This window comes from Streptomyces sp. NPDC107559 (assembly GCF_055657365.1).
On the sequence record NZ_JBVKBD010000040.1, the window covers coordinates 1 to 25775 of the forward strand.

Annotated in this window: 21 protein-coding genes; 6 read left to right on the forward strand and 15 right to left on the reverse strand. The window is 68.7% G+C overall.

What is annotated here, in order from left to right; translation table 11 throughout:
* Positions 1-240: 240 nt before the first annotated feature.
* From ACZ7OY_RS44110 to ACZ7OY_RS44120, 3 genes are all read right to left on the reverse strand, one after another.
* Entirely contained in the window at positions 241-606 is a 366-nt protein-coding gene (locus ACZ7OY_RS44110) for a hypothetical protein (RefSeq protein ID WP_472251135.1), read from the reverse strand.
* 120 nt (positions 607-726) lie between these two features.
* The gene (locus ACZ7OY_RS44115; RefSeq protein WP_472251136.1) at positions 727-1875 is read right to left on the reverse strand and encodes a hypothetical protein; all 1149 of its coding nucleotides are present in this window, start codon (positions 1873-1875) and stop codon (positions 727-729) included.
* Between the two features lie 847 nt (positions 1876-2722).
* On the reverse strand, positions 2723-3130 hold the full coding sequence (locus ACZ7OY_RS44120) for an effector-associated constant component EACC1 (protein ID WP_472251137.1): 408 nt from the start codon (positions 3128-3130) through the stop codon (positions 2723-2725).
* Positions 3131-3213: 83 nt separating this feature from the next.
* On the opposite strand from ACZ7OY_RS44120, the gene ACZ7OY_RS44125 reads away from it, so the two are divergent.
* Positions 3214-6453 (forward strand): caspase, EACC1-associated type, encoded by a 3240-nt coding sequence (locus ACZ7OY_RS44125; RefSeq protein ID WP_472251138.1) that lies wholly within the window; start codon positions 3214-3216, stop codon positions 6451-6453.
* 234 nt (positions 6454-6687) lie between these two features.
* Here the strand turns inward: ACZ7OY_RS44125 and ACZ7OY_RS44130 are convergent, their stop codons facing one another.
* Positions 6688-8361 (reverse strand): DUF262 domain-containing protein, encoded by a 1674-nt coding sequence (locus tag ACZ7OY_RS44130; protein WP_472251139.1) that lies wholly within the window; start codon positions 8359-8361, stop codon positions 6688-6690.
* Positions 8362-8562: 201 nt separating this feature from the next.
* Positions 8563-8820: a hypothetical protein gene (locus tag ACZ7OY_RS44135; RefSeq protein ID WP_472251154.1), complete on the reverse strand. Its 258-nt coding sequence runs from the start codon at positions 8818-8820 to the stop codon at positions 8563-8565.
* Here ACZ7OY_RS44135 and ACZ7OY_RS44140 point away from each other — a divergent pair.
* Positions 8727-9023: a transposase domain-containing protein gene (locus tag ACZ7OY_RS44140; RefSeq protein WP_472251140.1), complete on the forward strand. Its 297-nt coding sequence runs from the start codon at positions 8727-8729 to the stop codon at positions 9021-9023. The two genes, ACZ7OY_RS44135 and ACZ7OY_RS44140, sit on opposite strands and share 94 nt — an antisense overlap.
* Here the strand turns inward: ACZ7OY_RS44140 and ACZ7OY_RS44145 are convergent.
* The 8 genes from ACZ7OY_RS44145 to ACZ7OY_RS44180 form a co-directional block, all read right to left on the reverse strand.
* Positions 8913-10037: a hypothetical protein gene (locus ACZ7OY_RS44145; RefSeq protein WP_472251141.1), complete on the reverse strand. Its 1125-nt coding sequence runs from the start codon at positions 10035-10037 to the stop codon at positions 8913-8915. The two genes, ACZ7OY_RS44140 and ACZ7OY_RS44145, sit on opposite strands and share 111 nt — an antisense overlap.
* Positions 10038-10116: 79 nt before the next feature.
* Entirely contained in the window at positions 10117-12195 is a 2079-nt protein-coding gene (gene fxlM, locus ACZ7OY_RS44150) for a methyltransferase, FxLD system (RefSeq protein WP_472251142.1), read from the reverse strand.
* 16 nt (positions 12196-12211) lie between these two features.
* Positions 12212-13480, reverse strand: coding sequence for a lanthionine synthetase C family protein (locus ACZ7OY_RS44155; RefSeq protein ID WP_472251143.1), 1269 nt, complete (start codon positions 13478-13480; stop codon positions 12212-12214).
* Complete coding sequence (locus tag ACZ7OY_RS44160; RefSeq protein WP_472251144.1) at positions 13477-16569, reverse strand: lantibiotic dehydratase; 3093 nt, start codon at positions 16567-16569, stop codon at positions 13477-13479. Before ACZ7OY_RS44160 ends, ACZ7OY_RS44155 begins: the two co-directional genes overlap by 4 nt.
* 97 nt (positions 16570-16666) lie before the next feature.
* Positions 16667-16843, reverse strand: a complete 177-nt coding sequence (locus tag ACZ7OY_RS44165) for an FxLD family lanthipeptide (protein ID WP_351619414.1) — start codon at positions 16841-16843, stop codon at positions 16667-16669.
* A gap of 494 nt (positions 16844-17337) precedes the next feature.
* Positions 17338-18003, reverse strand: a complete 666-nt coding sequence (locus ACZ7OY_RS44170) for a hypothetical protein (protein WP_472251145.1) — start codon at positions 18001-18003, stop codon at positions 17338-17340.
* A 249-nt stretch (positions 18004-18252) separates the two neighbouring features.
* Entirely contained in the window at positions 18253-19185 is a 933-nt protein-coding gene (locus ACZ7OY_RS44175; RefSeq protein WP_472251146.1) for a DUF6415 family natural product biosynthesis protein, read from the reverse strand.
* Between the two features lie 74 nt (positions 19186-19259).
* The gene (locus tag ACZ7OY_RS44180) at positions 19260-20018 is read right to left on the reverse strand and encodes an ATP-binding protein (RefSeq protein WP_472251147.1); all 759 of its coding nucleotides are present in this window, start codon (positions 20016-20018) and stop codon (positions 19260-19262) included.
* On the opposite strand from ACZ7OY_RS44180, the gene ACZ7OY_RS44185 reads away from it, so the two are divergent.
* On the forward strand, positions 19988-21313 hold the full coding sequence (locus ACZ7OY_RS44185) for a DNA-binding protein (protein ID WP_472251148.1): 1326 nt from the start codon (positions 19988-19990) through the stop codon (positions 21311-21313). The two genes, ACZ7OY_RS44180 and ACZ7OY_RS44185, sit on opposite strands and share 31 nt — an antisense overlap.
* Here ACZ7OY_RS44185 and ACZ7OY_RS44190 read toward each other — a convergent pair whose 3' ends face one another.
* Positions 21314-22327, reverse strand: a complete 1014-nt coding sequence (locus tag ACZ7OY_RS44190) for an NAD-dependent epimerase/dehydratase family protein (protein ID WP_472251149.1) — start codon at positions 22325-22327, stop codon at positions 21314-21316.
* Positions 22328-22343: 16 nt separating this feature from the next.
* On the opposite strand from ACZ7OY_RS44190, the gene ACZ7OY_RS44195 reads away from it, so the two are divergent.
* Genes ACZ7OY_RS44195 through ACZ7OY_RS44205 form a run of 3 tightly spaced genes read left to right on the forward strand, consistent with a single transcriptional unit; the run spans position 22344 to position 24915 of the window.
* Entirely contained in the window at positions 22344-23216 is an 873-nt protein-coding gene (locus ACZ7OY_RS44195; RefSeq protein WP_472251150.1) for a phosphoketolase family protein, read from the forward strand.
* Positions 23213-24079, forward strand: a complete 867-nt coding sequence (locus ACZ7OY_RS44200; RefSeq protein ID WP_472251151.1) for a phytanoyl-CoA dioxygenase family protein — start codon at positions 23213-23215, stop codon at positions 24077-24079. The genes ACZ7OY_RS44195 and ACZ7OY_RS44200 overlap by 4 nt, the downstream gene beginning before the upstream one ends.
* A 38-nt stretch (positions 24080-24117) precedes the next feature.
* Positions 24118-24915 carry a class I SAM-dependent methyltransferase gene (locus ACZ7OY_RS44205; protein WP_472251152.1) on the forward strand — a complete coding sequence of 266 codons (798 nt, stop codon included), beginning with the start codon at positions 24118-24120 and terminating at the stop codon, positions 24913-24915.
* A gap of 34 nt (positions 24916-24949) precedes the next feature.
* On the opposite strand, the gene ACZ7OY_RS44210 is transcribed toward ACZ7OY_RS44205, so the two are convergent.
* A complete protein-coding gene (locus ACZ7OY_RS44210; RefSeq protein WP_472251153.1) occupies positions 24950-25498 on the reverse strand; it encodes a hypothetical protein in 549 nt (182 codons plus the stop codon).
* Positions 25499-25775 lie beyond the last annotated feature (277 nt).

Here is a 25775-nt window from a genome sequence, read left to right on the forward strand (position 1 = left end):
AAGGTCACACGGAACCCCGAACACCGGCCCTCACCTGCGAAAACGCCCTAAATCACCGGCATTGCTGGTCAGAGGCACTTTCTGCTTTCCTGACCACCCGTCGGACAGCCCACCTCGTGAAAGCGCGAGGTTAACGTGGGCGATGGTGAGGCTGTTGCAGCGCTCCCGGCTTGACCACCGCCCGCCAGCTCGTCCGCGCCCTCTCGCGCGGTCCTCCGAGGCGGGAGGTGTTTGTGGTGCTCATCGAGATGACGGGTGGCTGGTGTGTAGTGCCGTGGCCAGGTCTTTTCCCAGTGGTTGGGGGAGGGTTCCTGTTCCGAGGTGGCAGGCGTGTATGAGCGCCTGGCAGTCCTGTGTTTGCTTGTCCGCGGCGATCGTGTGGATCAGGGGGTGTGCGAGGTACTCGCGTGCGGCGGAGCCGTCTTGGGCCTGGGTTGTTCTGCGGTGGAGGTCGTCGGCGATACGGCGCGCGGTAGGTGTGTCGGGTGAGCCGATGGCGTCGAGGACGGTGAGGCCGAGCCTGATGTCGAAGACGATCGTGCCCGGCTCGGCCGGGTGCTCGAGGTACCCGGTGGTCAGGGACGCGAGGTGGCGGCCAGTCGGCACCACGACACCATCGCACCGGACGGCCGTGAGGGCCTGGTGTAGATCGAGCAGTCGCTGGCGGGCTTCGTCCGCGCGGCTGGCGCGGAGGCCACCCGTCTTGAGGACCGCAGACGATCCCTCCTACGGTGCCCGGTGCGGAGGGCTGGCGGTCGTACAGTTCTCGCAAGACGTGGCACCGTCTGCGGGACGGAAGGTGTGGCCGCAGGCCACACACACCGTCAGCGCGGGCTGCAGCCTGGTGCACTGGAAGCAGAAGGCCATCGCGGTGTCCGGATCGGCGGCGAAGCGCACACCCTCCACGAGGCTCTCCAGGTCGCAGTGCAAACAGTGGTCGGTTGCCGTCAGGAGGGTGAGCATGTCCACCATCCCCGGATCACGGCCCAGAATCTCCACGCCGTAGATGAGAGCGATGTCTTCCGCGGCGCGTGACATGCCGCAGAACCGGCAGCGAGAGGCGTGGGTCGCTCCTTGTGCCTGGGTGGGTTCAACAACCAAGGCCCATTGGCGGCAGTCGGGACACTGCAGTGTGCGGTCGCGTAGCGTCTCCAGCTCGGCCCGGAGCCGCTGCATGCGCTGCTTCACAAAGCCCTCGATCTCCGCGAGGCCACCGCGGATGCGCTCGAGGTCGTTCTGCGCAGCTTCGGCCTCCTTTGGGGGCAGCGCCGGAAGCAGGTCCTCGTCAACGAAGCGGATCAGGAAGTCGAGGACCTCGGCTGCCCGGCTCTCCACGGCACGGGCGTTCGCTGACTGGCCGAACAAGCCATAGTGCTGCAGCGCGTTGCGGTCCTTGGCCAGCCGACTTAGAGCCTTGCGGTCTTTCTCGGTTATCTGCACTCCTGCGATGTCCCGCAGACGTTGAACTGTCTCGTCGGGTCCGCAGCTGAGCAGGCTGCCATTCTCTAGTTCCGCCCGCTTCGCCTTCGCCGGGTCAGCGAAGACCAACGACCAGTGCTCGAGCTGGAGCCGGGCCTTGAGCAGTACCTCGGTGCCAGCGGCGAGGTGGAGGACGGCGTACTTCAGGTCCCGGGCGCTGACCCGCTCGGTGCCGGCCTCCAGGTGCTCGACGACGCTGAGCAGGTAGTCGAGCCCGTTCGGGACCGGTGGAAAGTACACCTCGCTGCCGGGATGCTCGATGTCCCGGCCCGGGTCGTACGTCCGGTTCTGTGGGACACCGGGGATGCGCCAGCTACCGGGCTTCGCGACGTGCGCACCGGAAGTGTCAGCCCACACTCCGGCGTCGGCCCCTGCACTGCCCGGATCCATGGCCACCGACTTCCCCTTCAACGGTCTCCCCGTATCGTATGAGAGACCGCCAAGGCGGGCAGGATGACGGAGCGGTCCCCCCGTGCTCAATGCACCTCCGCGGTCGCCCCCTACTTGGCGTCGGTCTCGGTGCCGGCGGCCGCACGGACGGCGGTGGAAGCGAGCGCGGTGAGCAGGCGTCGTTCACAGCTGGCGGCGGCGATGGTGGTTGCGTCGATCCCGCCGCAGGCAGGACGAGGGACGCCAGGCTGTGGTGCAGGGTCGACGGCGATGAGTGCCTGCTGCGCGGGTGTTCGAGGGGTAGCGGACCCTGGCTCTTTGTGAGGCATTGTTCCGCAACTTCATGATCACGTGGCGTGGTGGCGTGTGGGCGCGTAATTCTGGCCGCCTTGTCTCGCTGGCGGCGCTTCAGCACCGTTGTCAGCAGCGGTGGTTGGGTGTGTCCGCTCAAAGAAACCGAGTGCGATGTCGAGTAAGAAGGTGGTGTCCGCTGCCGTTTCAGCGGTGGCCCTCACGGGGAGCGCGGTGGCGGCCGTGCGGGAACAGGGCGCAGCCGTGGCTGCCCTGCCGTCGGCCCCGGGCATGCTCGTGCGGCAGACCGTCGTTGTGCCGGCCCGGACCCGCGGCCTGTGCCTGCGTACCGGCCGTCGGGGCGCCTGCGGAGAGGAGGCGCCGTGATGATCTGGTCTGCGGATGCCGGGCAGTCTCCGCCGCCCGATACCTGCGGCAGGCGAGGGTGCAGGCCTGCTCCGATCGCCGAGAACGCCGGTCTGTCCAACCGGGCATGGCTGGAACCGGGTCCGCGGGGCGGTCGACCGAAACGCTGATCGGGGACACGTCCTCGGGGGCGTGTTCAAGCCTCTTGGTCTGAGGGCTCTTCAACGTCCGTGATCTCTTGGGCACTTGCTGCGCGCAGGGCCTCGGTCAGGGTGTCAGTCGCGATCTTTTCGCCTTCGATCCTGATCACTTTCGGGGTGCTGTTTCCCTCCGTGATCTTGACGGTCAGGGAGCGCCGTTGGTCCCGCCCCAGCCATACGCGTGCGAACTGTACGAACGCGGTCAGGGAGCCTGCGCTCGTCAGGCCGATCACCAGATCGGTGAGGACACCCTTGTGGCCGGAGTCGCTCGCGCCATCGCGCTCGGTGACCGTCACGCCGCGGAGCGCCTTGAGATCGCCAAGCAGTTCGGCACGCAGGCCGAGCACCGCCGGATGGTCGGCCGCGAGACCGGCCAGTTCTCCCTCGACGACGATTTCCGTCATGTGTGTCACCGTTGACCCTTCCCCCACCTAAGCTGACCAGACGCCACAACGCACCAGTGCAGCGCCGTTCACCGAAGGATTCCATGTATCGGGCCCTGATCGTCTGCAACTCGCGTTTCCCGAAAGACCCGGGTGCGCTGGGTGAACTGCAGGGTCCGAAGACGGACGGCATACTTCTCGGGGACGCGCTCACCGACCCGGCGACCGGCCTCTTCCAGCGCAGCGAGGTGCAGCTGCTGCCTGAAGCGGAGACGCCTGAGGTGCTCGCCGCGGTCGACGACTTCTTCAGCCGTGCAGAGCCGGATGACACGCTGCTGTTCTACTACAGCGGCCATGGACGAAGCCGCAACGGACAGCTGTACCTGTGCGCGAATAACACTAAGGTCCAAAGGCTTCCCTCGACGGCCGTCGGCACGGCGACGTTGACCGACATCATCGACGCCAGCTTCGCCCAGGTGAAAATCATCGTGCTCGACTGCTGTCACAGCGGCGGCTTCAAAGGCGGCGAGATTTTCGACGAACTGTCCGGCAGGGGCCGCTTCGTGATCGCGGCCACCTCGGCCACGGACCTGGCCGCCGACGCTGAGGTCCGCGGCGAACCGAGCCCGTTCACCAAAGCATTGGTGGAAGGCTTGCTCAAGCATGCCGACGACCGCAACGGCGACCGCGAGGTCGATCTCGACGACCTGTTCGACTACCTCTCACAGGTCGGCTTCGACGGCCATGAGCCGCACCGGAAGTTCGACGGCGCGGGAGCGGTTCCGATCGCCCGCCGAATTGCCGGGGCGCCGACTGCCGAACCGGAACCCGACCCGGTCACCAGGTCACCAGCAGAACCTTCCACGGGGACCTCGAATGAGGCCGGGCACCCAACTCGGCCTGCCTTCCTCGAGGGTGTCGCCAAGGGCGAACAGCTCAGCGAGATACGCATCGATGCCTTCCGCCGCGACCTGCGCGACGACATGGCGGCCAGCTTTCCCCGGCAGCTGACCTCCACCGAGTTCCTCCAGCGCGCGGGACTCCTGAAGGACGGGCACCCCACCCGGGCAGGAGTGCTGCTCTTCGGGCAGAACCCCACCGCCCTTCTGCCCGCGGCCATGGTGCGCTGTGTCCGCTTCCGCGGCACCCGCAAGACCGATCCCATGGAGAGCCTGGAGCTGCACGGCACCGTACCTGAACTCATCGTGGAGGCACGCGACTTCGTGGCGAGGTCCGCCGAACTGGGAGAGCTGCCCAGCACCGGGAGCGCCTACAGCGAGGCAACCTACCGCTATCCGATGATCGCGGTGCGCGAGATCATCGCCAACGCGGTCGTCCATCGCGACTACACCGAGCAGCACATGTGCGTGCACATCCACATCTTCGACGACCGGATCGAGGTGATCAGCCCCGGAGGCTGGGGAGGCGCGACCCCCGTCCCGGACGGCCAGGTGCGGCTCGGGACGCTCGAAGGCCACTCCCAGCCCCGCAACTTCCATCTCGCCCGGCTCCTCAGCTGGGCAAAGCTGGTCGAGTCCGTCGGGACCGGGCTGCCGCGGTCGGTCGCCGACTGCCGGACCGTCGGTTCCCCGGAGCCAGTGGTGGTGATCCGAGGAGGCCTCATCACCGTCACCATCTTCCCGAACGCGCAGGACGCCCCCCGCGCGACTCCCTCCGCCAGACGGACACAGGCCGTCGAGCACTCCGAGCATCTGGATGCGGCCCGGATGGCGCAGATTGTCGTGGGCGACCCCGACCGACCGGAGTGGGTCGGCACCGGATACCGCGTGACGAACGACACCGTGCTGACCGCTGCACATCTGCTGCACCGCGAAACCACATTCGGTCTCCGGTTTCCCCTCGACGGTTCAGGGTGGACCGCCCGGGCGAACGTTGCGGTGGTCGACACGGAGACGGACATCGCCGTGCTGCGCTTCGTACCGCCCAGCCAAGCGCCCGTCGTCGCCCCGGTCCGCTACGGCCGTATCACGCGCCGCTCTGCCGTGGTGCCGGTGGAGACGGCGGGATTCCCTGCGTACAAAGCCTTCGTGGAAGGCTCCGGATTCGATCAGCACGAGACCGCGGATATCGCCCATCTCTTCGGAACAGCGTCGAGCCTGTCCAACCTGCGGCGCGGCACACTGGAAATCTCGGTGGATGCACCCGCCGAGGATGCCTCGCGGGGCACTCCGTGGGCAGGCATGTCGGGTGCGCCGGTGTGGGCCGAGGGCCGACTCGTGGGAACCATCACCAGCATCAGCCCCCGAGAAGGGCCCGGCCGCCTAACTGCTGCCCGCGTCGAGCGGTTCCTGACCGGTTCGTCAGGACACCAGGAGGACCTGGCCGCACTGCTGGACATCGACCACCCGGACCGGCTCGTCGAAATCCCAAGCCCCCAACCGAAGGCGACAACTCCCTACCTGGAACAGATCCGCCGCATGGCCCCACCGCTACTGCGAGGCAGGGACGCGGAGCTGGCGGACCTGGCGGCATTCTGCCAAGGTGAGGAGCCCTACGCCCTCTGGCAGGCGGGGCCATGGGCGGGCAAGACCGCGCTGATGGCATGCTTCGCGCTGAACCCCCCGCCCGATGCCGACGTCGTGTCGTTCTTCGCCAGCGCCCGGCTCGTCGGGCAGTCCGACAGCCTCGGATTCACGGAAGTCGTCCTCGAGCAACTGGCGTGGCTCCTTGGCGAACCATCACCCGCGTTGGCGTTGATGCACTCCGGTTCTCAGGACATGCTGCGTAACCGACTGCTTGCTGCCGCGACGGAACAGGCCCGAATCCGTGGTCGGCGGATGGTGCTGCTTGTGGACGGTCTTGACGAAGACACCGGTTCGCAGAGGGGGTTGCCGAGCATTGCCTCGCTGCTGCCGCGGAACCCCGACACCGATCTGCGCGTACTCGTCTCGAGCCGGAGCACTCCGCTGCCGGACGACGTGCCTGCCGACCATCCGCTGCGCGGATGCCGGGTCCGGCTGCTCGAACCGTCGGCGGATGCCGTGGCGCTGAGACAGGAGGCCACCCGTGAACTGCGTGCCGTGCTGGCCGCGGGAACCGAGAGCCGCGACGTGGTCGGTCTCGTTGGGGCCAGTCGGTCAGGACTGACACTGTCCGACCTCACCTTGCTGACGGCCCTGCCCCCGTATCAACTGGAGTCGCTGCTCAGGGGAAACCTGGGCCGCCTCTTCTACGACCATCACGGCGGAGCCGACGGTCCGCCGAGATTCTTCTTTGCCCACGAGATGCTCCGGGAAGAGGTGATACGACTGCTGGGCAGGGATCTGATGGTCACGTACGAGGCAGCTGTTCGCGAGCTGCGTCCTGAGCAAGGCCGCTCCTGAGCAACGGCCCGTGCCCACCCAGGAGCTGTAGCCCTCACCGCCCCTTCCGGGCCGACGGTTCGCCGTCCAGCCCCAAGACGTACCGGGCGAACGGGGTGATGTTGGCCTCGGTGATCCGGATGGTGGTGCGCATCTCCCTCAGCCGCGTGATCCGCTGTGTGAGTCCAGCCGAGCCTTCGCGATGAGCGGGCAGCCTGCAGACATACGCGTCCGCAGGCTGCGACATCTGAATTTCTACAAGTCCCATTCGTCGGCCAGCAATCCCACGAGCCGGCGCTGCCGCTTCTGCAGCAGCTGAGGTATCCAATCTTGGTGATGCAGCACCTGGCTGGTCAGGGCGAACGTGGTGACACCGTGTCTGCCGGTGAAGTATCTGACCTTCTTCTCAGAGAAGTCGTAGTTCTGGGCGTAGGCGTTCTTGGTTCGGTTGAGCAACACGAGATTGCCCAACCGATGCGTCCATTCACCGCGTTGCTCGTCGGTGAAGTTCTGCAGCCACTGCGATCCCTGCTTCGGGTTCTGCGGCAGTACATGCTCGACGGTGATGAGGCCGTGATCGTACGAGACGCCGGGCTTCCCGGCCAGCATCTCGTCCAGGCGCAGCAGGACATACTTGCGGGTCTTGGTGACGAGGTAGATGTCGCCGTCCAGGCGCACGAGTGTCTCCGCCTTCTCCGCATCCGTCAGGGCGAGGGAGGTAGCGTCGAGGTCCTTGCCGGCGTCGAGTTCCCGCAACAGGTCCGCGTAGCGCATGACGCGGGGAGTGGTGTAGACGCGGCGGATGAACATGCTGGCCGCCAGCCGCTCCAGGGCGCCGAGGAATGTGTCGAGCCAGGCGGGGTCGTCACCGTGGTTGCGGAGCGCCCACAGGGCTGCGGGCCGCCAGTCGTTGTTGTCGATCTGCTGGAGGCGTTTGAACCAGGCGTTGACCAGCTCCGCTCCAGAAGGTGCCGAGAAGCTGGCATCACGGATCTGCACGTAGGCGTCCGCATATGGCACGACGACATCATTCACGAACGACTCGGCCTTGCCGGGAAGGTAGTGGCTTAGCACCTGTTCGGGAAACTCTTTGAGTAGCTCCCGCTCGGCGCGCTTCATGGCGAACACCATGCGCAGGTGCAGGAAGAGATCAGCGAAGTCGTCCCGGCCCAGGGCCTCCTCCGCGTCCTCCCACTTGCGGGCGCACTCCTCCGAGGTCTTCTCGTCCAGAGCACCGATGATGTGCGACTTGAAGATGTCCGTGGGGGAGAGGTCTAGTCCCCGAGAGTTCATGACGCTGAAGATGCGGTGCGCGCTGTCCAGATCAGGGGTACTGACGACGACGAGGAAAGTGTGCTCCCCAAGCATCTGCACGAGATCCAGCCGTCGCTCCTCCGACCAGCCGGCGAGCATCGCGTGCAACGCCCTTGCGTTGCGAAGGACAGCCTTCTGTGCGTCCGTCGGCAGGGTCTCTTCCTTCAAGGCCCGCAGTGCCTCAGTCGCTTCTTTCGTCTGCACATACTGGAGAAAGAAGCCGGTGTCGCGAAAGCGCAGGGTCAGCCTGGGCTTGGGCGCAAGCCGACGGACCTTGTTGCCCGGCTCCGTGATCAGTCTGTCGAGGTCGCTACGCAGGTCGAGGTCCTCCGCCAGGTCGCGCAGGAGGGCGAGCAGGATGGTCAGGGTGGTCAGACGCTGCTGGCCGTCGATGACCTCCGCGGACGCATTGCCCTTGGCCTTGACGAGGACAATGGAACCGAGGAAGTACGGCTCGCCCGTTCCCCTGTCCAGCGACTCCTCCAAGTCCGTGAGCAACTGGACGGCTTGCTCCACGTCCCAGGCGTACGGCCGCTGGTAGTCAGGGATCCTGAAGTCGTAGTCGCTGCTGAAAACCTTGTGCAGGGAGACTTCCTGCGCCTCGAGTTGCTGCATCTCGCCATCATGTCGGAGCCAATGCCACGGTGTCCCAGAGGTTTCCCATCCGCGGCTGTGGCCGTTTTCCGAGTGCCGGTGAGTGGAAGGCGCCTGAGCCCCCTGGGCGCCCTCTCCGTCGCGGACGACAAGACCCTCTCCACGTCCAAGCTTCATGAGCTGGGCGCCTCGCACGGAACGGGAGACGCCCGCGTGGTGGGTTCAATAGGTCAGTGTGAGGCGGCTTTCCGGCTTGCTGATCACGTGTCCCGGGCCGGCTGGTGTATCGGATTGTGCGGGGGTGATGGTCAGGCGCGGGAGGGCGGTGCGGGCCGTGCCCCAGGACTCGATGTGTGCGATGAGGTCCTGGGCGAGCCGTTGGGCATGTGGTCCGTACGCGACCGCGCCGAGCCGGTGAGGCCGCTGAGGGTCGGCGTCGTCGCGGCGCACGATCAGGTAGGCGAGGCAACCTGCCTGCACGGGTGGTGGTGTACTTCGTGCTCGCTCTCGCCTTCTTTGAGCGCTCGTCCTACCAGGCAGCATGGGACAAGATCATCGCCAGGTGTTGCACCTCACCCTGGAGCCGCATCCTCGGCTGTGTGGGGATGTGCCACGCTTTCGCGAATCACCTCGTTGCTGAGCCAGAGTGCCCGCAGCAGCCTTGCCGGGTGCGGTGCGGGTAGGTTGCCGCTGCCCAGTGCGCATGCGCGAACGAGGCTGCGGGCCGCCTGAGCGTCCTTGGCGGATAGCAGGTGGGTGAATCGCGAGTTGGCCAGGCACTCGCGGGCGGCGTAGCCGTCGGTGGCGATGGTGCCTCGGCGGTGCAGTTCTTCGACTGTGCGGCGTGCTCTAGGACCGTTGGGCTGGTCGTGGAGATCCAGGATGGTCAGGCCGAGCCGGGTGTCGAAAACGGTCGTGCCCGGGTCGGGTTGGTGTTGGACGTAGGTCTCTACCAGCTGGGAGAGCAGGGCATTGACGGGGCGGTGAGCGAGCTGATGACAGATCACTGCCAGGCAGGACGTGACGGCGTTTTCCCAGGGCGCGCCGGGCACTGTTTGCGCCACGATGTCAGCAGCGGCAGCCGGGTCATGCCCGAGGGCCGCGAGTACGGCGACCTGGCGGCCGTCGAGCATCCGCTGACCGATGCCGTTGTGCTTCTCGACGTGGGCCAGGGCGTCGTCCCAGCGGCCCGTGGTGGTCAGGGTTCGAGTGCCGTCGGCCAGGATCACCCGCCACAGCCATGTGCGTACTGCGTGGCGGCCGGCGTCGCTGATGGTGAGCTCGGCGGGTATGCGGATGCCGTCGAACTGGGCGCCGGTGCGGTCGCTGATGGCTTGGTAGAGCGTGAGCAGGCGGTGCCGGCCGTCGTCGGTGTTGCCTGCACGGATTTGGAGGCGGGCGAGGTTCACCACCGGTTCGAGCGCCCGGATTGCGGTCATTGCCGGGAGGGGTGTGGCATGGAGGTAGGCGGCGGCGTGCTGGTGGCACCACTCGTATGCGAGATCGGGAAGCCCGATGTCGGAGGCGAGGAGAGCGGCCTGGTTGAAGACTGAGGACGCCAGGCCCTGGTCCGCTTTGGCTGCCGCTGTGTCGGAGAGTTCGGCCAGGGCGTGGATGCGTCGTGGGAGGGGCAGGCAGGCGGGGCGGAAGCGAGAGATCAGGGGGAAGCGCTGGGCTATGGGGCCGTGCGGGTCCATGGGTCTCCCCAGGAGTGAGTGGTGGGGCGTATGGCGTGGGGTGCCCGCTGGCGGGCGGCGGGCACCCCACGCTGCGGGGCTACTGCCAGGTGACGAGGACGCGGTTCAGCGGGGTGTCGAGAAGGAAGACCCCGGGCTGCTGTTCGACCGGTGGGGCGTCGAGCGGAAGGATCTCGAACGTTGCTTCACGGTCGCGGTACTCGCGGTCCCAGGTGCGGACGGCGTCGGCGACCTTCGCGACCAGCTCCTCGCTGCCGGGTCCGTGGCCGATGACGCCGAACTCCCAGAGCTTGCCGCCTTCGGGAGTCTTCTGCTTGGACGGGCGCCGGGCGAGGTAGGTGACCGCGCCCTTGTCCACGGCTGCGGTGGAGGACGGGTAGGGGTCCTCGGTGAGTACCGTGCCCTTGGCGGTTGGCGGGAACAGCATGCGGATCAGGCCGCAGGGCAGGGAACAGGAGACGAACAGCTCCATCCACTCCGGGCTCTCCATGGCGTGGACCGTCATGCCGGTCCACTCTTCGGTGCGCGGCTGGTCCAGGACACCGGCGAGGGCGGCGGCGTCGATCTGCTGCCCGGCCGGAGCCTGGAGTCGTACGGTGCCGTCCGCGGCGAGCGGCACGATGCGGCGGTCGTCGTCGGCGATGCCGCGCCGCAGTGGCATGAAGGTGTTCATCTGCGACCCGGACGACACCCACCGTCCGTCGCGCTCGTCATAGGCGATGGAGCGCGAGACGCTGCCCTTGAGCCGCTGCGGGGTGACGAGCCGGCCTCCGGGGGCGAGTTGTTCGAGCCAGGAGTGCGGAACGCCGTGCGCGCCCACGGTGGCGATGATCCGGTCGTACGGCGCGCCCTCAACGTGGCCGAGGGCTCCGTCGCGGGTCAGGACATCGACGTTGGTGAAGCCGGTGGCGGCGAGGCGATTGCGGGCGCCCTCGACCAGGTCCTCATCGACGTCGATGGTCGTGACGTGGCCTTCGGGGCCGACGAGATGGCCGATCAGGGCGGCGTTGTATCCGGTTCCGGCGCCGAGTTCGAGGATGCGCTCACCGGGCTGGGCCTGGAGCTGGTCCAGCATGAGGGCGACGATGTCGGGCTGGGAGGCGCAGGAGATCGACGTGCCGTCGGTGTCGTACTTGATGTCGACCGGCGCGTTGGCGTAGGCATGGCTGAGCGGCGCTTCGGGGACGAACAAGTGCCGGGGCACGGTGCGCAGAGCGGTCTCGACCGCCGGGGTGCGGGCGTGGCCGCCGGCCTGGATCTGGTCGACAAGCGTGTTGCGGAGCCGTTCGGCCTCGGCCTCGGACGTGGTGGGCGTGTCGGTGTTCACCGCCCTGACGCTATTGGCCTCCAAGCCGGTCGCCGCCGTGGACGCGGTGTTGTCACTCGATCCCATGACTGCCTCTCGTGCGATGTGGAACAGGGTGTGCTGATCCGCGGTGGGCAGACCGGCACGGTTGGCGTGGAAGATCACGTGGTGGGCGATGACGGCGCGCAGACCGCGGGTCAGCTCCCCTTGGGCGGCCAGGCAGGCGAGGGCGGTGCCGGCCCGTTCGAAGGCGGCGATCCACTCCGCGTGGCCGTCGAGGGGCTTGCCTTGTCGGCACAGGCTGCGGGCTTCGGTGGACATCAAGGTCTGCATCGCTGGCCGCAGGGCGGCCAGCTTCTTGGGGACGGGCGTGCCGGGCTCCGGCCGCAGAGCAGCGGCCTTGGCCCACACGTCTCCTTGCTCGAACCAGTCGAGGTTCGCAGCCCGCATCAGGCTGCTCATCAGCAGCACGGCCCTCTCGCGGCGGCCCAGCCTGCCCGCCCGGGGTTGGTAGTCGAGAAGGTGACGGCTGTCCTCGTGGAAGAGGGCGTGCGCAGCTGTCATGGCGGCGCTGCCGCCGAACGCTTCCGTTTCCGGTTCGTAGATCCCGGTTGTCCAGGAGTGTGCGATGCCGTCGGTGACCAGGTTGTCCAGCACCGCTTTCATAGCCGGGGCCGGACGGTCGGCCAGGTAGCGGAGCGGCCAGGGCTGCTTGTTCATGAACCACCAGCCGGTGAGCTGGTCGCCTTCCGCGTCGAGTAGCGCGGGTGCAATGCGGTCGGCGATGGCGTGCCGCGCGGTCTGTCGGTCGGGGAAGGTGATGGTGTGCTGCTGCCAGCGGTCGGGGGGCATCCGGTTCCTTTCGGGGTCACGCGATGAGCAGGCAGGCGTCCCAGGGGGTGTGGGGCGGCTCGGTGCTGGCGGCGGTGAGAATTCCCAGGGCTGTCCCCGCGGCGCCATCGAGGAGGCCGGGCCCCGCCCGGTCGTTGACGAGCGCGGTAGCCGCTTCCTCGGGTGCTGCGCCGGGCGGGATCAGCGTGGCGAGCAGAGAGGGCAGGACTGCACGTAGCTTGGCGGCAGCTGCGGGGGAGGCGTCGGCGGCGGTGCGGGCGGCGAGATGGGCGAGTCCGGCGACACCGTGGCAGAGCCCGGTGTCCACCGTGGCGCGGAGTTGTACGGGGTCGGTGAGGGCGTCCAGGAGGGCAGCTTCAGCCTGTGCGCGGCGCTCTGCGTCGCCGAGGGCGAGCGCGGCGAGTTGCTGGGCGCGCGCCAAGCCCGCGGTGCCGTAGCACCAGGAGGGGCGCCTCGGTGAGGTGGGCCCGAGGCGGCCGGTGCGGTGGTCGGCGCGAGTGATCCAGTACGGCCACACCAGGCCACGTGCGGTGATCGTCTTCCACTGGTCGAGCCAGGCCAGGACGGTGCGCATCGCCTCGTGGTGGCCGGTGACGGTGGCGCCGAGGCGGGCGGAGAGGGCGAGCAACGCCAGGACGGAGCCGATTCCGTGGGCCATGCCGTTGTTGCCGTGGCCGCCCGGGAACCGGTCATCCAGCCGCCCGGAAGGGCCGGTGAGCGCCCACCATCCCGGGAGTGAGCCGTCGTCGTGGGCGATCGGTTCGACCAGGCGGACGCAGTAGTCGAGGACGGCCCGCAAGTCCGGCCCGGTCGCATCGCGGCGCAGGAGGTAGCTGCCGTATCCGGTCAGGCCCCGGATCGCGTCGAACTCGGCGAGCGCCGGAAGCTGGCCGGCGTCGATTCTGCGGTGCGCGGCGTCCAGGCGCCGTTCTACGTCGCCGACCACTTGGCGGTCCAGCCGGTCGAGGTCGCGCTCGTAGGCCCCGGGGAGGCGTTCGGCGGCGCAGGCCAGGACGTGAGCCAGTGCAGGAGCGCCGTAGAAGGGGTGGCTGTCGGCTCCGCTGGTGAATGGCTGGCGGGTGGCGGCGGCAAGCCAGTCGTGCACACGCTGCCAGGGGCCAAGTCCTGCTGCTGCCCGCTCGATGTGCAGCAGGGCAATGCCGATCGGGCCGAAGGCCAGATGCTGCCGGGCTTCGTCCGTGGTTGCGGCACCAGGCGCAGTGTCAGGATGACGGAGGCGCTCTGCGATGTCCGCAGCCACAGTGAGCGCCGGGTGGTTGTTCACTGCCGCCTCCTGGAGCGGGCGGTGAAGGCCAGGGCGGCGGCGCGGGCGAGGTGGAGGCAGATGTCCTCTTCGGGGAAGTTCACGGCGACGTGCCGCACGAAGTGCGTGTGCAGCAAGGAGACCAGTACGTCGTCCAGGGCGATGCCCTCGGTGTGCGGCCCGGGCAGGTGCCGGCGGTACGCGGCGAGCGCGGCCCCGCGATCGGCCCACGCCGTCACGATCGCCTCCCCTCCGGGAGCCGCGCGCAGCGCTGCCCAGTCGTCGCGCGGGTCGGACAGGCGTACAGCCTCAGCGAACTGCGACCGAGGAACTGGCCCTGGTGCGCTGTGCGGGACGTGGTCGATCAGCCAGCGCGCACCGGCCTCGGGACTGCCGAGGAACGCGGAGGAGATCGCGAGGGTGTGCGCCGCCACGAGCGTTCGTTGCTGTGGGCGCCATGGCTGCGCAAGCTGCGCGACAACCGTACGGGAATCGGCCTGGAACACGCCCTCGGCCGCGTCCCACGCCGGACCGGAGCCCCAGCGGCCCATTTCGCGGTAGGACGTGGGGTAGCGCAGATCTGCCAGCAGTCCGGTGGCGCGCAGTTCGTCGGCCCACGCGCTCACGATGCGGGCGATGCCGGCGAAGTCGTCCGGGTGGGAAAGCGCGATGCGCAGACGGAGGTGCTGGCCGGGGTCACGGAAGCGGATGAACCACCACGGCGGAAAGCCGAGCCGACGGATGAGGTCGGGTACGTGCCGGGCCAGCACGGCGTCCTGACGGCGCACGTCCCCGTACAGGGCGGCCAGCAGCACCGAAGAGGAGGCAGGCGTTTGCATCTGGGCCCGCGAGAGCGTGCGGGCTGGGGTCGGCTGAGGCAGCGCGGACCACCCGGGTGGCTGGGTTGCTTTGAGGGGGACCACGATCTCGTGAGCGCGGCCTCCGCTCCAGCCGTACGACTGCGCAGGAGCCGCCTCGGTGAGCACCGCGTAAGGGGTGCGGTCGAGATGCCGGCGCAGCAGGCTCCGGTAGGCGGCCTGCTCGAGGTCCAGCGGGAGCAGCCGGTCGTCCTGGACGAGCTGAACGTGTCGGGGCAACCGCCGCCGCACACGCCACACGGACAGCGCGCTGTCCCATTCGGCGCCGGGACGGTCCCGGCCGGGCAGGTCGGACGTCTCCAGCCGCCAACGGGCCGGGGCGAGCACGATGCGGCCGTAACGCAGTCTCGGCAGGAACGGCATTGCCGTGGCGGCGCCCCAGTCGAAGACCGTCACCTGGGCGCACTGGGCGCGGGCGATCTCGGTGAGGAACCGGGCCAGCGGCGGCGTGTGCTCGGTGAGGTTCAGCGCGTGCATGCCTGCGGCTTCGATACGGCGGCCGAGACCGGGAGCGGCCAGGTACATCCGGCGGCCGTCGCACGCCACCGCCAGGTCCGCCGGGGTGAGCACGTCGGCGGAAGCGGCCCGGTGCTCCTGCAGGCTGATGACCAGCGGCAGAACGCGGGGGGTCCGGGTGACGTGCGCGGTGTCTGCCAGCAGCGGAGGGAAGGAGAGCTGGGCGGGATCGGTACCGGCATCAGCCGTGGGCAGTTCCGTCAGCTCTGCGCACAGCGCCTCGCGCGCGGCAAAGCCGAGGACGCCGGCGAAGCGACCGGTGCGCACCCCGACGCCACGGGACACGCTCGTGACCTCGATGGTGAACCGGCCGCGCTGCGCCTCCTCCATGCTGGTCGCGTGCAGTCGTACGCCGATCTCCAGATGCGGCGGCACGCGCGGCTCCCCGGGCCCCCTGTCCAAGGCGGCCACCAACTCGTCGGTGAGTGCCACCTCGTCGTGCCCGTCGAGTGCGGCGGTCTGCGCGAGCCGCACCAGTACGTCATCGCGGGCAGACACACGGCGGCGCTCACCCGCCGGGGCGCCGGGGTATCCGTCGGGGTAGCCGATGCCGCTGTCGGCGACAACGTCGAGCAGGGGCACCATCGTTCCGATGCCGTAGCGCTCGTAGAACCGCTGGTGGTACTCGGACCACGCCCGGGAGCCGTACGGGCGGGCGCTCAGCCGGGTCAGCACGGTCGCGGCGCGCTCCGACTCGCGCGCCACTTTGTCGGGGAGCGTCAGGTGGGCATCCAGGCGCAGGTCGAGCGCGAGGGGATGGCCGACCAGGCCCGGCACCAGGTCACGCATCCGGGCCGCCACGGCATCCCGGGCGTCCGGGGAGCCGCATTGCTGTAATCCGGCATGGACGGCACGTAGTTCCCGGACCGTCTGGGCGAGCGGCACGAGGGAGCCGGCCTCGACCCCATCGAGCTGCGCGAGGACATGGCCGAGAGCCTCCGGTTCAGTGGCCGGTGCCTGGAGGCTCGTGATGAGCACGCGCCGTCGGATCAGCCCCGCCAGCAGCCCGTGCACCCGATCGGGCAGCACCGAGGGAAACTCCGCCGTCAGCTTCTCGGCCAGTGCCTCGAACCGGATGGGCGAACCAGCCGCACTGAGGACGATCCTCACCGGGGCCGTCAGTTCGATGGACGCCTCGACAGCTCGAGGCCGGCCGGATGGCCCGTCGTCCTGGTACGGGACGATCAAGTGGCCGTCGCGTTCAAAGGACGTGTTGCTGACAGCGACGGACAGGAGCGGCAGCAATTCCCCGCTCTTCTCCAACTGCTCGACCAGCCGGGACAGCCACTCTGCGCCAGCCCGTGCGACAGCCACGTGACCCTCACCCCAGCTCGCCTTGACCGGGGCGCCGAAGGCGGCGGTGGCAACGCCTGCGAACAGGCCGAAAGGCGTGGCCCGGTGCCCCGCGCGAAGAAGGTAGCGCGCCAGTGAAAGCCCGACCCGGCGTACGTCACGGCTGTTGGGAGCGGGGGACATGCACAGCGCCTCGGTCTGGGCTGCGAGGACCGGACTGGCATGCCGTACGGCTTCAGCCAGCGCAGCGTCACCCCACACGGCCCGCACCCAGGCAAGACGGCTGGTGGTGATCTCCGCCCGTTCGTGTGCCGCGAAGGAGCCGTCGTCGAAGTCCGGGAGGGGGAACGGGGGCAGGCCCGACCGCGCGACGGCGCGTACGAGGGCAGTAGCGCCAGCCCGAAACGACAAGGGTTCAGCCATGGATACCTCCTTGAGCCGGTCGGGGTGGGAGGGCTCCCGGTGCCGCCACGCTCGCCACATGGCGGCACCAGTCCCAGCCAGGGCCAGACGGTCCAGATCAGGCGACGTTGGTGGTGCAGGCGCCGCAGGTGCTGCCGCAGCCGTCGTCGGTCAGGTTGGTCAGCCCAGCGGCGTCGGCGACCTCCAGCAGGCTGACGTTCAGGTCGAACCCGTCCGAGGAGGGCACGACCGGCTCTTGGACCTGGGTGGTGCTCTGGGCGGCATTGCGTGTCATGACAACTCCTATTGGTTCAGTTGGTGTTGCGGACGTGATGGTGCTGCCAGAGACCTGGCGGGCGGTGCTGTAGCCAGTGGTCCTTCCGGATCGTTCAGGTTCTGGCCATCCCGGCGCGACGTGCGCTCCGGGAAGCTGTGGGCTTGGAACCCGTCCGACGGTCCGCTCGATACGCGGGACTGCCGGGCGGCCGGTGAGATGACGGACGCAAGATCGTCCAAAGTGACGCCCTCGCAGTTACGCAGTTCGCGTATGGGCTGGCTCGCCAGGACCCAGCCCATCTGGGGATGCCCGTACACAATCGGCGGTTCGTCCTCCTCGGCAGGAAGTGGCGCAGGGCTCGTTGCGGTGAGGCGGGAGCCGATGACGCCTGTTCAACGACACTCCCAATGCCTATGCGGGCGGTGGAGTACATCGGAAGCTGCTCCCTGCGAGTCGAGTGGACCAGCACACCGAATTGGGGATGCACGCGACCGCGTCGGCGGTGGGCTGCGCTACTTCGGAGGCAGGTCGTCGAGGTTGATGAGGGTGTAGGCGCGCAGGCGGCGGACGAGTTGTGAGGCGAGGTACCAGCGCAGGCCGGGGTGCCCGTAGGGCAGCGCCTCCCGGCCGCTGGTGGCGGGTAAGGCCTGGAGGCCGCCGTCGGTGTAGTGGTAGGGGGTGCCGATGACGCCGTACAGCGGGGCGCTCTGGGCGAGGAACACGGTAGGCCGGCCCTGAAGGTGCGGGCACTGCTCGGCCGCAGTCCGGGCGTGCTGGGCACAGACGGGCGGCTGCGCGGTGCGTACGACCGCGTCCGCGGGGTGCACCTCGTCCGGTCCGGTGAGGAAGAGGTAGCCGTCGTTCGTTCGGGAGGGCTGGGCGCAGACCTGGCAGCGCAGCTGCTCCATACACTCGCGTTGTCGGGAGGGGTGGACCATCCGCCAGCGGGGCTGGCCGGTGGGGAGGTTGTCGGGGCCGATGTTTTGGGAGCAGCGTCCCCACAGCACGCCGCGCAGGTCCCGGTCACCGTTCTGCTCGTTCCGGTAGGCGAGCTGGAAGTGTCCGTCGGCGCCTTGGGTGCCGCGTAGGGAGGCGAGTAGGTCGGGGTGTTCACCTTCGCGGCCGGTGATGTAGGGCACCAGCCGGGTGGTGCTCGGGTCGGCGGGACGGGTGGGCATGCGAACGATTCCCCTTCGAGTGGATGACGGAACAGGAGCAGAAGCCGACTGAGTCGGGGCGGGAACGGCATCACGCCCCGGATGCTGCGCCCGGCACCGGTTTGGATGCTGAAGCCCCGTCCCGTCGGAGCCTTTCTTGCCGTCCGGAGGGACGGGAGATACGGGGGCGGGGATGGATGCGACCCTGACCCTGCGGTCGCCGTGGGGCCCCGGCATGGTCCGGAGCATGGGGAGAGCTTGGTGGCGGGTTCAGCGGTTGCGGCGGACGGTGTTCGCGCAGCGGGTGTGGATGTGGCCGGCGCGTGCTGCGCTGCCGCTGGGGCTGACGTGGTCGTAGGGGGTGGTCTGGTCGTTGTGGTGGAGGGGCTGGTCGCAGGCGAGGCACATCGCGACGTCGGTGAGGGCCTCGTGGTGGTCGCACAGGGCGGCCAGGGCGCGTGCGAGGCGGCGTGCGTGGACGAGCAGGCTGTGCCGGTCGGCTGCGGGCTGGGCGTGGAGCCGGTCGCGGGCTTGGCGGGTACAGGCGAGGGCGACGTAGCGGGGCACGTCCTCGGCCGGCCGCCGGACGGCCGCTTCTTCGACCCGGGTGATGAGCAGCTGGGTGTGCGTGCGGAGGAAGTCTGTGAGCGCTGCCAGCTCCCCATCGGTGAGGGGGAGCGCCTGGTGCTGGGGGAGGAGCAGGCTGATATTCCAGCGGATCACCAGGAGATCTACGTGATGGGTGGCACCCTTGACGTGCACTGGTCTGCTTCGGTCCAGGCTGCTGCCAGGGGTCAGCCTTGGATGTGGCTGCGTGCTCATGCTGTCGCTCGTTCCTGTTGTCGTAGATCGCATCGGCGACACCGGCTTGCACAGGCAGCGGAACTCCACCAGCCGTTCGAGGAGCTCGATGATGGTCCAGGCCGTCTGGCGCAGATGCCCGGCGGCTTGGCGGTACTCGCCCGGAATGTCCTGGGCGCACACCGAGTGGGCCCGGGTGATGAGCCGGGCCGGGGGCTCGTCGGCCTGATCGGTGTCGGTGGCGACGGCGATGTCGAGCAGCCGCCTCAGGCGGCCGTGCAGGCGGAGCTTGAGGTCCTCTACGAATTCCTCGGCGGGTGTGCAGTCGTCCAGGGTCGCGCCCACGTCGTCGAGCAGTACGTTTGCGTCGAACAGAGGGTGGTCCTTGAGCGCACGGAGCATCCGCTGCAATCCGTCCGGCTCAAGGGGCGGCCGCCATGGCTGCACGGGCCGTGGCCGGCGGGCCTGGGTCGCTGTCAACGCTCCCCCCTCGGCAGAGGGAAGCGGCACCAGGCGCAGGAGCCGTCCGCAGTGAACCCCCATGTGCCGCCGAGCTGTGCCATCAGGACGTCGACCAGGAGCAATCCGCGGCCGCTCTCAGCGTCGACGCCCGGGTGCTGCACCGTGGGCAGTGGCGCGGGCGAGTGGTCGTCGACCTCGAAGCGCAGCTCGCCCGTGGACTGCACCCACCGTCCCCGCACGCTGATGGACTCGCACCGACCGTGCAGGACTGCGTTCGTGCACAGTTCGGACATCAGGATCAGGACGGTGTCGGTGAGCTCATCCGGCATGCGGCAGCGACGACTCCAGGCCCGCGCGACCAGCCGTGCAGTGCGTACGCTCGACGGCTTCGCGGGGATCGCCAGTTCAAAGCCGGCCGGCAGTAGCCCGGTTCGATACGGGGGTGCCTCTAAAAGGCCGGCCGATTCGGTTTCTCTGGGGGACATGGGAAGGACTCCCTGAATGCGTCTGAACACTCTCTGCGAGATCTGGGAGAGAGGGTTCACCGGTGGCACGTGGCTTCGCCATGGCTTGCGGGATGGCCTCTGAGTCACCGTCAGGCGGCAGACATGGCCCAGGGGTAGCGTTGAAGTGGCTTCTGAACGGTCTCGGTTGCTCATGGGGCCAGGGGCGGTATCCCCTTCCCGGAGAAGGGATCGATGCGCACGCCGGCCGGCTGTACCACCGCAGACAGGGGAGCACGATGAGGACCGAGCCGAAGACACTGCTCGCATGGTTATGCGATCGGGACAGGCTTCCCTACCGCAGGTTCGAGAAGAGGTTCACCGACCACGGTGTACGGCTCTTCGGGAACAGCACCACCAACCCCACGTGTGGCGAGACGCAGTTCCGGCGCTGGACCGGCGGCAAGCTGGTGACGCTGCCCGGTCCGGCGACCTGCCAGATCCTTGAGGCGATGTGGCCCGAGTACACAGCCGTCGAACTGTTCGGGCCTGCGCCCCAGGGCGATCCCCAGGCACCCGTGTACGACTTGGAAGAGCGAGTTCGAATGACCGCAGAAGAAGCCCTCGAGGGCGCCGATGCGACCGCCTCGGCGTCTGTTTCCGACAACACCATCGATGAACTGCGCGACCAAGTGACCGCCTTGGCCCGCGGATACCACCTGATGGCACCAGCCCAGGCCTACGAAGCCGCAGACCGGCTTCGGCTGACGACCGAGCGTCAGCGGGACCGGACCCACGTCCCTGTGCAGCAGCAAGAACTGATGATCTTGAACGGGCAGATCGCCGCCCTGCTGTCCGTCGCCGCGTTCGACCTCGGATACTTCCCCAGCGCCAGCAGTTTCGCCCGCACAGCATCGGTGTTCGGCGAGACCACACGGTTCACCCCGCTCCAGGCCTACGCCGACGGCACCCTGGCCTACATCGCCTACCACACGGGCAACCCGACCGAGGCACTGGCGAAGGCCACACGCGCACTCTCCTACAGCGGCATCGGCGACACGGCCCACCGCCGCCTACAGGCCATCAAAGCCCGCGCGCACGCACACCTCGGCGACGTGACCGGCGCACGGCAGGCCGTCCGACTCTCCTCGCAGGACACCGGGGAGCGCCGAGACGACCTGCACGACGTCGTCGGCGGGGAGTTCGCCTTCACGCTGGAGCGGCTGGCCATGTCCACCAGCACGACCGCCCTGCTCATCGGCGACGCCCCGCAGGCCGAAGCAGACGCCAGGCGCGCCCTGCAACTCCTCGGACAACGCCCACAGGACCAGCAATCCACCCACGTCAGGGCCAGCGCTGCCGCGGACCTTGCCCACGCCCGCCTTCTGGCGGACGACGTCGACGGTGCCGCCGAAGCTATGATTCCGGTCTGGGGCGTGCCCGCGGACCAGCGCAAGACCGGCATCGTGGTGCGCACAGCACGCATCGGACGCCACCTCGCCAAGCCCGCCTACCACGGCGCACACGCACCCAAAGCCCTGCGCGAGCAGATCGAGGACTTCAACCGGGTCTCCCTGCCGCACCGCATCGGGGCGCCCGTTGCTCTCCTCGCGATCGAAAGCTGATCACACCGAGGCGAGAATCTTCGCCTCCTTCTCCGGGGCGATCCCGTGCTCCGCCCACCGCGGGTGGTCCACGGGACGCCCGTCAGCCGCCCACCACCGCCATGTGTCCCGGACCGTCTCGACGATCGGCCGGCACGCAAGACCCGCGGCCACCGCACGAGCGGAGTCGACGGCCCACACCCCGGCGTGGGTGCGCCACAGCGGCAACTCGGTCCACTGCTTCACGCCCTGCTCGAGGAGCACCGCGGGATCGATCCACGCCGGAGACCCGGCGCCGCCCGTCTCGGTCAGGCAGGCATCGAGGAAGCCACCGAACGAAATCCCCTCCGGATGGGCCACGTTGAAACCCCCACAGCCGGATGCTGCGGCCTGGTCGAGAGCGAAGGCCGCCACGTCACGCACGTCCACGGGCTGAATGCGCTGCTCGGCGGGCGCCGGGGCGAGGATGCGGCCGCCCCGCGCGGCTCTCTCCAGCCACCAGGGAAGCCGGCCCACATACTCGCCCGGCCCAAGGATCACGCCGGGCCTCAAAAACACCGAGGCGTCTTCGAAGATCTCGGACACGGCCCGCTCACCGCCGGCCTTCTGAAAACCGTACTTGGTGGGGGAGCCGTCCGTTCCGGTGTAGCCGAAGGACTCGTCCGCGTCCGGCGGGCATTCCAGCAGCGGCGAGTCGTCGTCGAGCGGCTGATGCGGCCAGCCCGCGTAGACGGACACGGTGGAGATGTGCACCCACCGCCGGACAACTGGGCGCAGGGCAGTGGCGGCCGCCAGGACATCGCGTGGCGGGAACTCGGAACTCGACGTGTCGATCACGGCGTCCCACGGCCCGTGTTCAGCGAGCCGCTCCAGGTCTGCAAGGCTGGTCCGATCGCCATGGACAGACTCGACACCCTCCGCGGCACGGCCGGAACGGCCCCGGTTGAAGGTGGTGACCGCCCATCCCTGTCTCAGGGCGCCGACCACAATGTGCTTGCCCAGGAACCACGTTCCGCCCATGACCAGAATCCTCATGGGCTGATCCTGCCGTGTGGCCCCGACAGGTGGAAGGAATGAGGAGATCTGCCACGGCTGGCTGCAGGGCTACACCGAAACCGGCCGGGAGGCGCTGCTCGCCACCTACGAAGCGTTCTCCCCGCTCAACACCAGCCTGCTCGTCCAGCACCTCAAGCACCGACGCCTGCGCCACCTCACCGGGCAGAGCGGGCTGCCCTCGGTCAACTACCTGATCACCTCGCTGGGGTGGCGCAACACCTACACCCACCAAAACCCCGGCCTGGTCTCGTCGATGCTCGAGACCGAGGACGGCTCCGTGCACGTCTACACCCCGGCGGACACCAGGCGGGCCGCCGCCGTCCTCGCGGTGATGCTGGCCGGCCACGACCGCGTCAACTTCCTGATCACCGACAAACACCCCGGCCCCGCCTTCCCGCCGGACCCGCTGCGCGACGAGCTCACCGACGGCGCCGCCGTCTGGCCCCACCTGAGCCACCGCGGCCACCCGCACCTCATCCTCGCCTCGGCCGGGGACATTCCGGCCCGCGAGCTGACCGGCGCCGTCACGCTGCTGCACCGGTCGCATCCCGAGACCAAGATCCGCTATCTGCATATCAACGACCTCGCAGTCCTCGGCCCGGCCCCGCACTGGCCCCACGCTCTTGACGAGAGGACCTTCACCCGCCTGTTCGGCACCGACACCCCCGTCCTGATGGCCGTCCCCACCCACCCCGGCTGCGTCCGCTCGCTGCTGGCCGCCCGCGGCGAGACCAGCCGGTTCCACGTCGTCGGCTACCGAGAGCCCAGCCGCCCCACCACCCCCGAGGGCCTGCTGGAGCACTGCAAGCTCTCGGCCGCTGCACTCGCCGTCCAAGCCGCCCTCATGATCAAGGAACACAGCCGATGACCCTTGATACGGCATCCCCGCCCGACCCGAAGGTGCTGGACGCCTTCGAACGTGACGGCTTCGTCATCCTGCGCGACGTGATCACGCCCGAATGGCGCGAGCAGGCCGCAGCCGCAGCGATGCGGCTGCTGGCCAGCGACCGCACCCTCAGCAGGGACCGCAGCGTCGACGGCAAGGACGGCTTCCGCGGCATCGTCGCCATGGACGACACCTTCCTGCCGCTGGTCACCAACCCGAAGGTGCTGCCCACTCTCGTCGCGCTGCTGAGCGCGAACCTGCACCTGATGTCCAGCAACCTGATCTACATGCCGTCCATCCCACCTGGCGGCACACGCACCATCCGCGTCCCCGAGCGGCACGGCTGGCACCGCGACATGAGCTCCGCCACCCGCGACCTCGGCACCGATCTTGTCCCGCGCATGTCGATCAAGGCCGCCTACTTCCTCAGCGACCTCACCCCCGATGCCGGCGTCACCATGACCCTTCCCGGCAGCCACACCGATACCGGACCCGTCACCGTCCCAGCCGGAGCCATCGACCCGGCCGCCGCGATCACCCCCGACGTCGGCCCCTGCGACGCGTTCCTGTTCGAGAACCGCACCTGGCACGCAGGTGGTCTCAACACCTCCGGCCACCCCCGACTGGCAGTGATGATGCAGTACGGCTACCGCTGGCTCGCCCCCGTCGACGACCCCGCCCCCCAGCTACTACAACGCGGGGACCTGACCGACATCGAACACCAGCTGTTCGGCCGCCCCGACCGCAACCCAGACGGCTCCGTCACTCACGAAGGCGCCGGAGCCGCACCTCTGCGCGCCTGGTGGCAGCACCTGAACCCGGACCCAGCTCGTTCTTCGGGATGACACCGCACTCGGCCAACTGAACCCGAAAGACTGACGAGATGACCTACACGCCCGACGAGCTGTTCGCCTCCACCGCCCCGTACTACGCCCGTTACCGGCCCGGCTATGACCAGGCCTTCTACGACATGCTGGCTGCGCGCTTCGCCCTGGACGGCACTCAGCGCGTCCTGGACCTGGGCACCGGCACAGGCGTACTCGCCCTCCCCCTCGCCACGCTCGTCGGCCACGTCACCGCCGTCGACCCCGAACCCGGCATGCTCGACGAGGGCCGCAAACTCGCCGCCGAGCACAACATCACCAACATCCACTGGCGTCAAGGCGACTCCACCACACTTCCCGGCATGGACCTGGAACCGGTACTGCTGACCGTGATGGGTGCGGCTTTCCACTGGATGGACCGTGACCAGACCCTGCGCAATCTCGACCAGCTCGTCGAGCCGGACGGGGCCGTCGTCCTCGCCTCCGGCGGCGCCCCCGGCGACCTTGAGCCCGCGCCCTGGCTCCAGGTCATCGCCGACGTCCGCACCCGCTACCTCGGGCCCGAGCGACGGGCTGGGTCGGGGACGTACTCCCACCCCAGGGAACGCCACCAGGACGTGATGGCCCGCTCCCCGTTCTCCGACGTCGATACCGCCCGCTGGGACCGCACCGTCACCCGCACCCTGGACGAGGTCATCGGGCTGCAGTTCTCCTACAGCTTCTCCAGCCCCGCCCAACTCGGCCACGAAAAAGACGACTTCGAACACGACCTACGCCAGGCGCTCACCGAGTTCAACCCCGACGGCATCTTCGACGAAGTCGTACGCACCGAAGCCATCATCGCCACCCGCCCCTGACAACCCGCCCGTTGCTGCCTGGTCCACGCCCCCGTCACGCGGCCGGGCAGCAGCACCGCCTCGAGATACTCTCGCACCGGAACAGGTTGACAGACCGCACAACGCCATGGCTGATCCAGTACATCGAGGCGAGGTCGGCTTTTGGGACGTCCGTTCGTGCGTAGGCGGCGAACGCGGCGTCGATCTGGTGCCAGGCGTCGGTGACGTTGCCGTTCTTGGAGCGGGCACGGGCCGCGCGGCCGTGGAGCATGGCAAGGTCTCGGGGCGAGGAGATCTTGCGTCGGTCGCAGAGCGCGCCGTCCACGCGTGGAGGGCCGGTTTCCGCGAGTGCGCGATGCTCGCCCGCGGCAGCGAGTACGGCATGGCCGACGTCGACGCCCGCAAGCGGGTGGAGGCATGGACCACGAGCCGGGATGGCGACTTCGCCGCCGCCGGAGCCCAAGAAGGTGTCGTCTTCGCCCGTGGGGCAGCCCGCACCAGTTTCCGTGGCATGATCCGGGACGAGAGTCGTACCAGTGGCCGTTGACGCCGCCGAGTTCTGTCCGTCCGTTCTGATCTCGAGCTCGGCGGCGGTGTTGGCCAAGTGCCCTTTGCCGCCGGGCGTCTCTGCCGAGGCTCTACTTTTGAGCGGTCGATTCGTGGGAGTCGAGCCCGTGAGCCCGGGCTGTGGCTGCTGCGAGGTCGGGGGCGGTACCGACGGGGACGTATCTGTTCGCTGCCTTTGTGGCCGCCCAGTACATGGACCGGTCCGGCGAGGACATCGAGCCGCGGTACGGCGCCTTGGCCGACCTCGTCAGGAAGGTCCGCGACACCCGGCTGGGCATCTACGCCGTCGCCGGGGTCCTGCGCTCCTGGCGCAT

What these genes read in the sequence shown, in the direction of transcription:
- ACZ7OY_RS44205 (WP_472251152.1), top strand. Translation starts at nt 24,118, where the DNA reads ATGACCTACACGCCCGACGAGCTGTTCGCCTCCACCGCCCCGTACTAC.
- ACZ7OY_RS44185 (WP_472251148.1), top strand. Translation starts at nt 19,988, where the DNA reads ATGAGGACCGAGCCGAAGACACTGCTCGCATGGTTATGCGATCGGGAC.
- ACZ7OY_RS44145 (WP_472251141.1), bottom strand. Translation starts at nt 10,037, where the DNA reads ATGGACCCGCACGGCCCCATAGCCCAGCGCTTCCCCCTGATCTCTCGC.
- ACZ7OY_RS44160 (WP_472251144.1), bottom strand. Translation starts at nt 16,569, where the DNA reads ATGGCTGAACCCTTGTCGTTTCGGGCTGGCGCTACTGCCCTCGTACGC.
- ACZ7OY_RS44200 (WP_472251151.1), top strand. Translation starts at nt 23,213, where the DNA reads ATGACCCTTGATACGGCATCCCCGCCCGACCCGAAGGTGCTGGACGCC.
- ACZ7OY_RS44175 (WP_472251146.1), bottom strand. Translation starts at nt 19,185, where the DNA reads ATGCTCCGTGCGCTCAAGGACCACCCTCTGTTCGACGCAAACGTACTG.
- ACZ7OY_RS44125 (WP_472251138.1), top strand. Translation starts at nt 3,214, where the DNA reads ATGTATCGGGCCCTGATCGTCTGCAACTCGCGTTTCCCGAAAGACCCG.
- ACZ7OY_RS44190 (WP_472251149.1), bottom strand. Translation starts at nt 22,327, where the DNA reads ATGAGGATTCTGGTCATGGGCGGAACGTGGTTCCTGGGCAAGCACATT.
- ACZ7OY_RS44180 (WP_472251147.1), bottom strand. Translation starts at nt 20,018, where the DNA reads ATGCGAGCAGTGTCTTCGGCTCGGTCCTCATCGTGCTCCCCTGTCTGC.
- ACZ7OY_RS44165 (WP_351619414.1), bottom strand. Translation starts at nt 16,843, where the DNA reads ATGACACGCAATGCCGCCCAGAGCACCACCCAGGTCCAAGAGCCGGTC.
- ACZ7OY_RS44130 (WP_472251139.1), bottom strand. Translation starts at nt 8,361, where the DNA reads ATGCAGCAACTCGAGGCGCAGGAAGTCTCCCTGCACAAGGTTTTCAGC.
- ACZ7OY_RS44170 (WP_472251145.1), bottom strand. Translation starts at nt 18,003, where the DNA reads ATGCCCACCCGTCCCGCCGACCCGAGCACCACCCGGCTGGTGCCCTAC.
- fxlM (WP_472251142.1), bottom strand. Translation starts at nt 12,195, where the DNA reads ATGCCCCCCGACCGCTGGCAGCAGCACACCATCACCTTCCCCGACCGA.
- ACZ7OY_RS44120 (WP_472251137.1), bottom strand. Translation starts at nt 3,130, where the DNA reads ATGACGGAAATCGTCGTCGAGGGAGAACTGGCCGGTCTCGCGGCCGAC.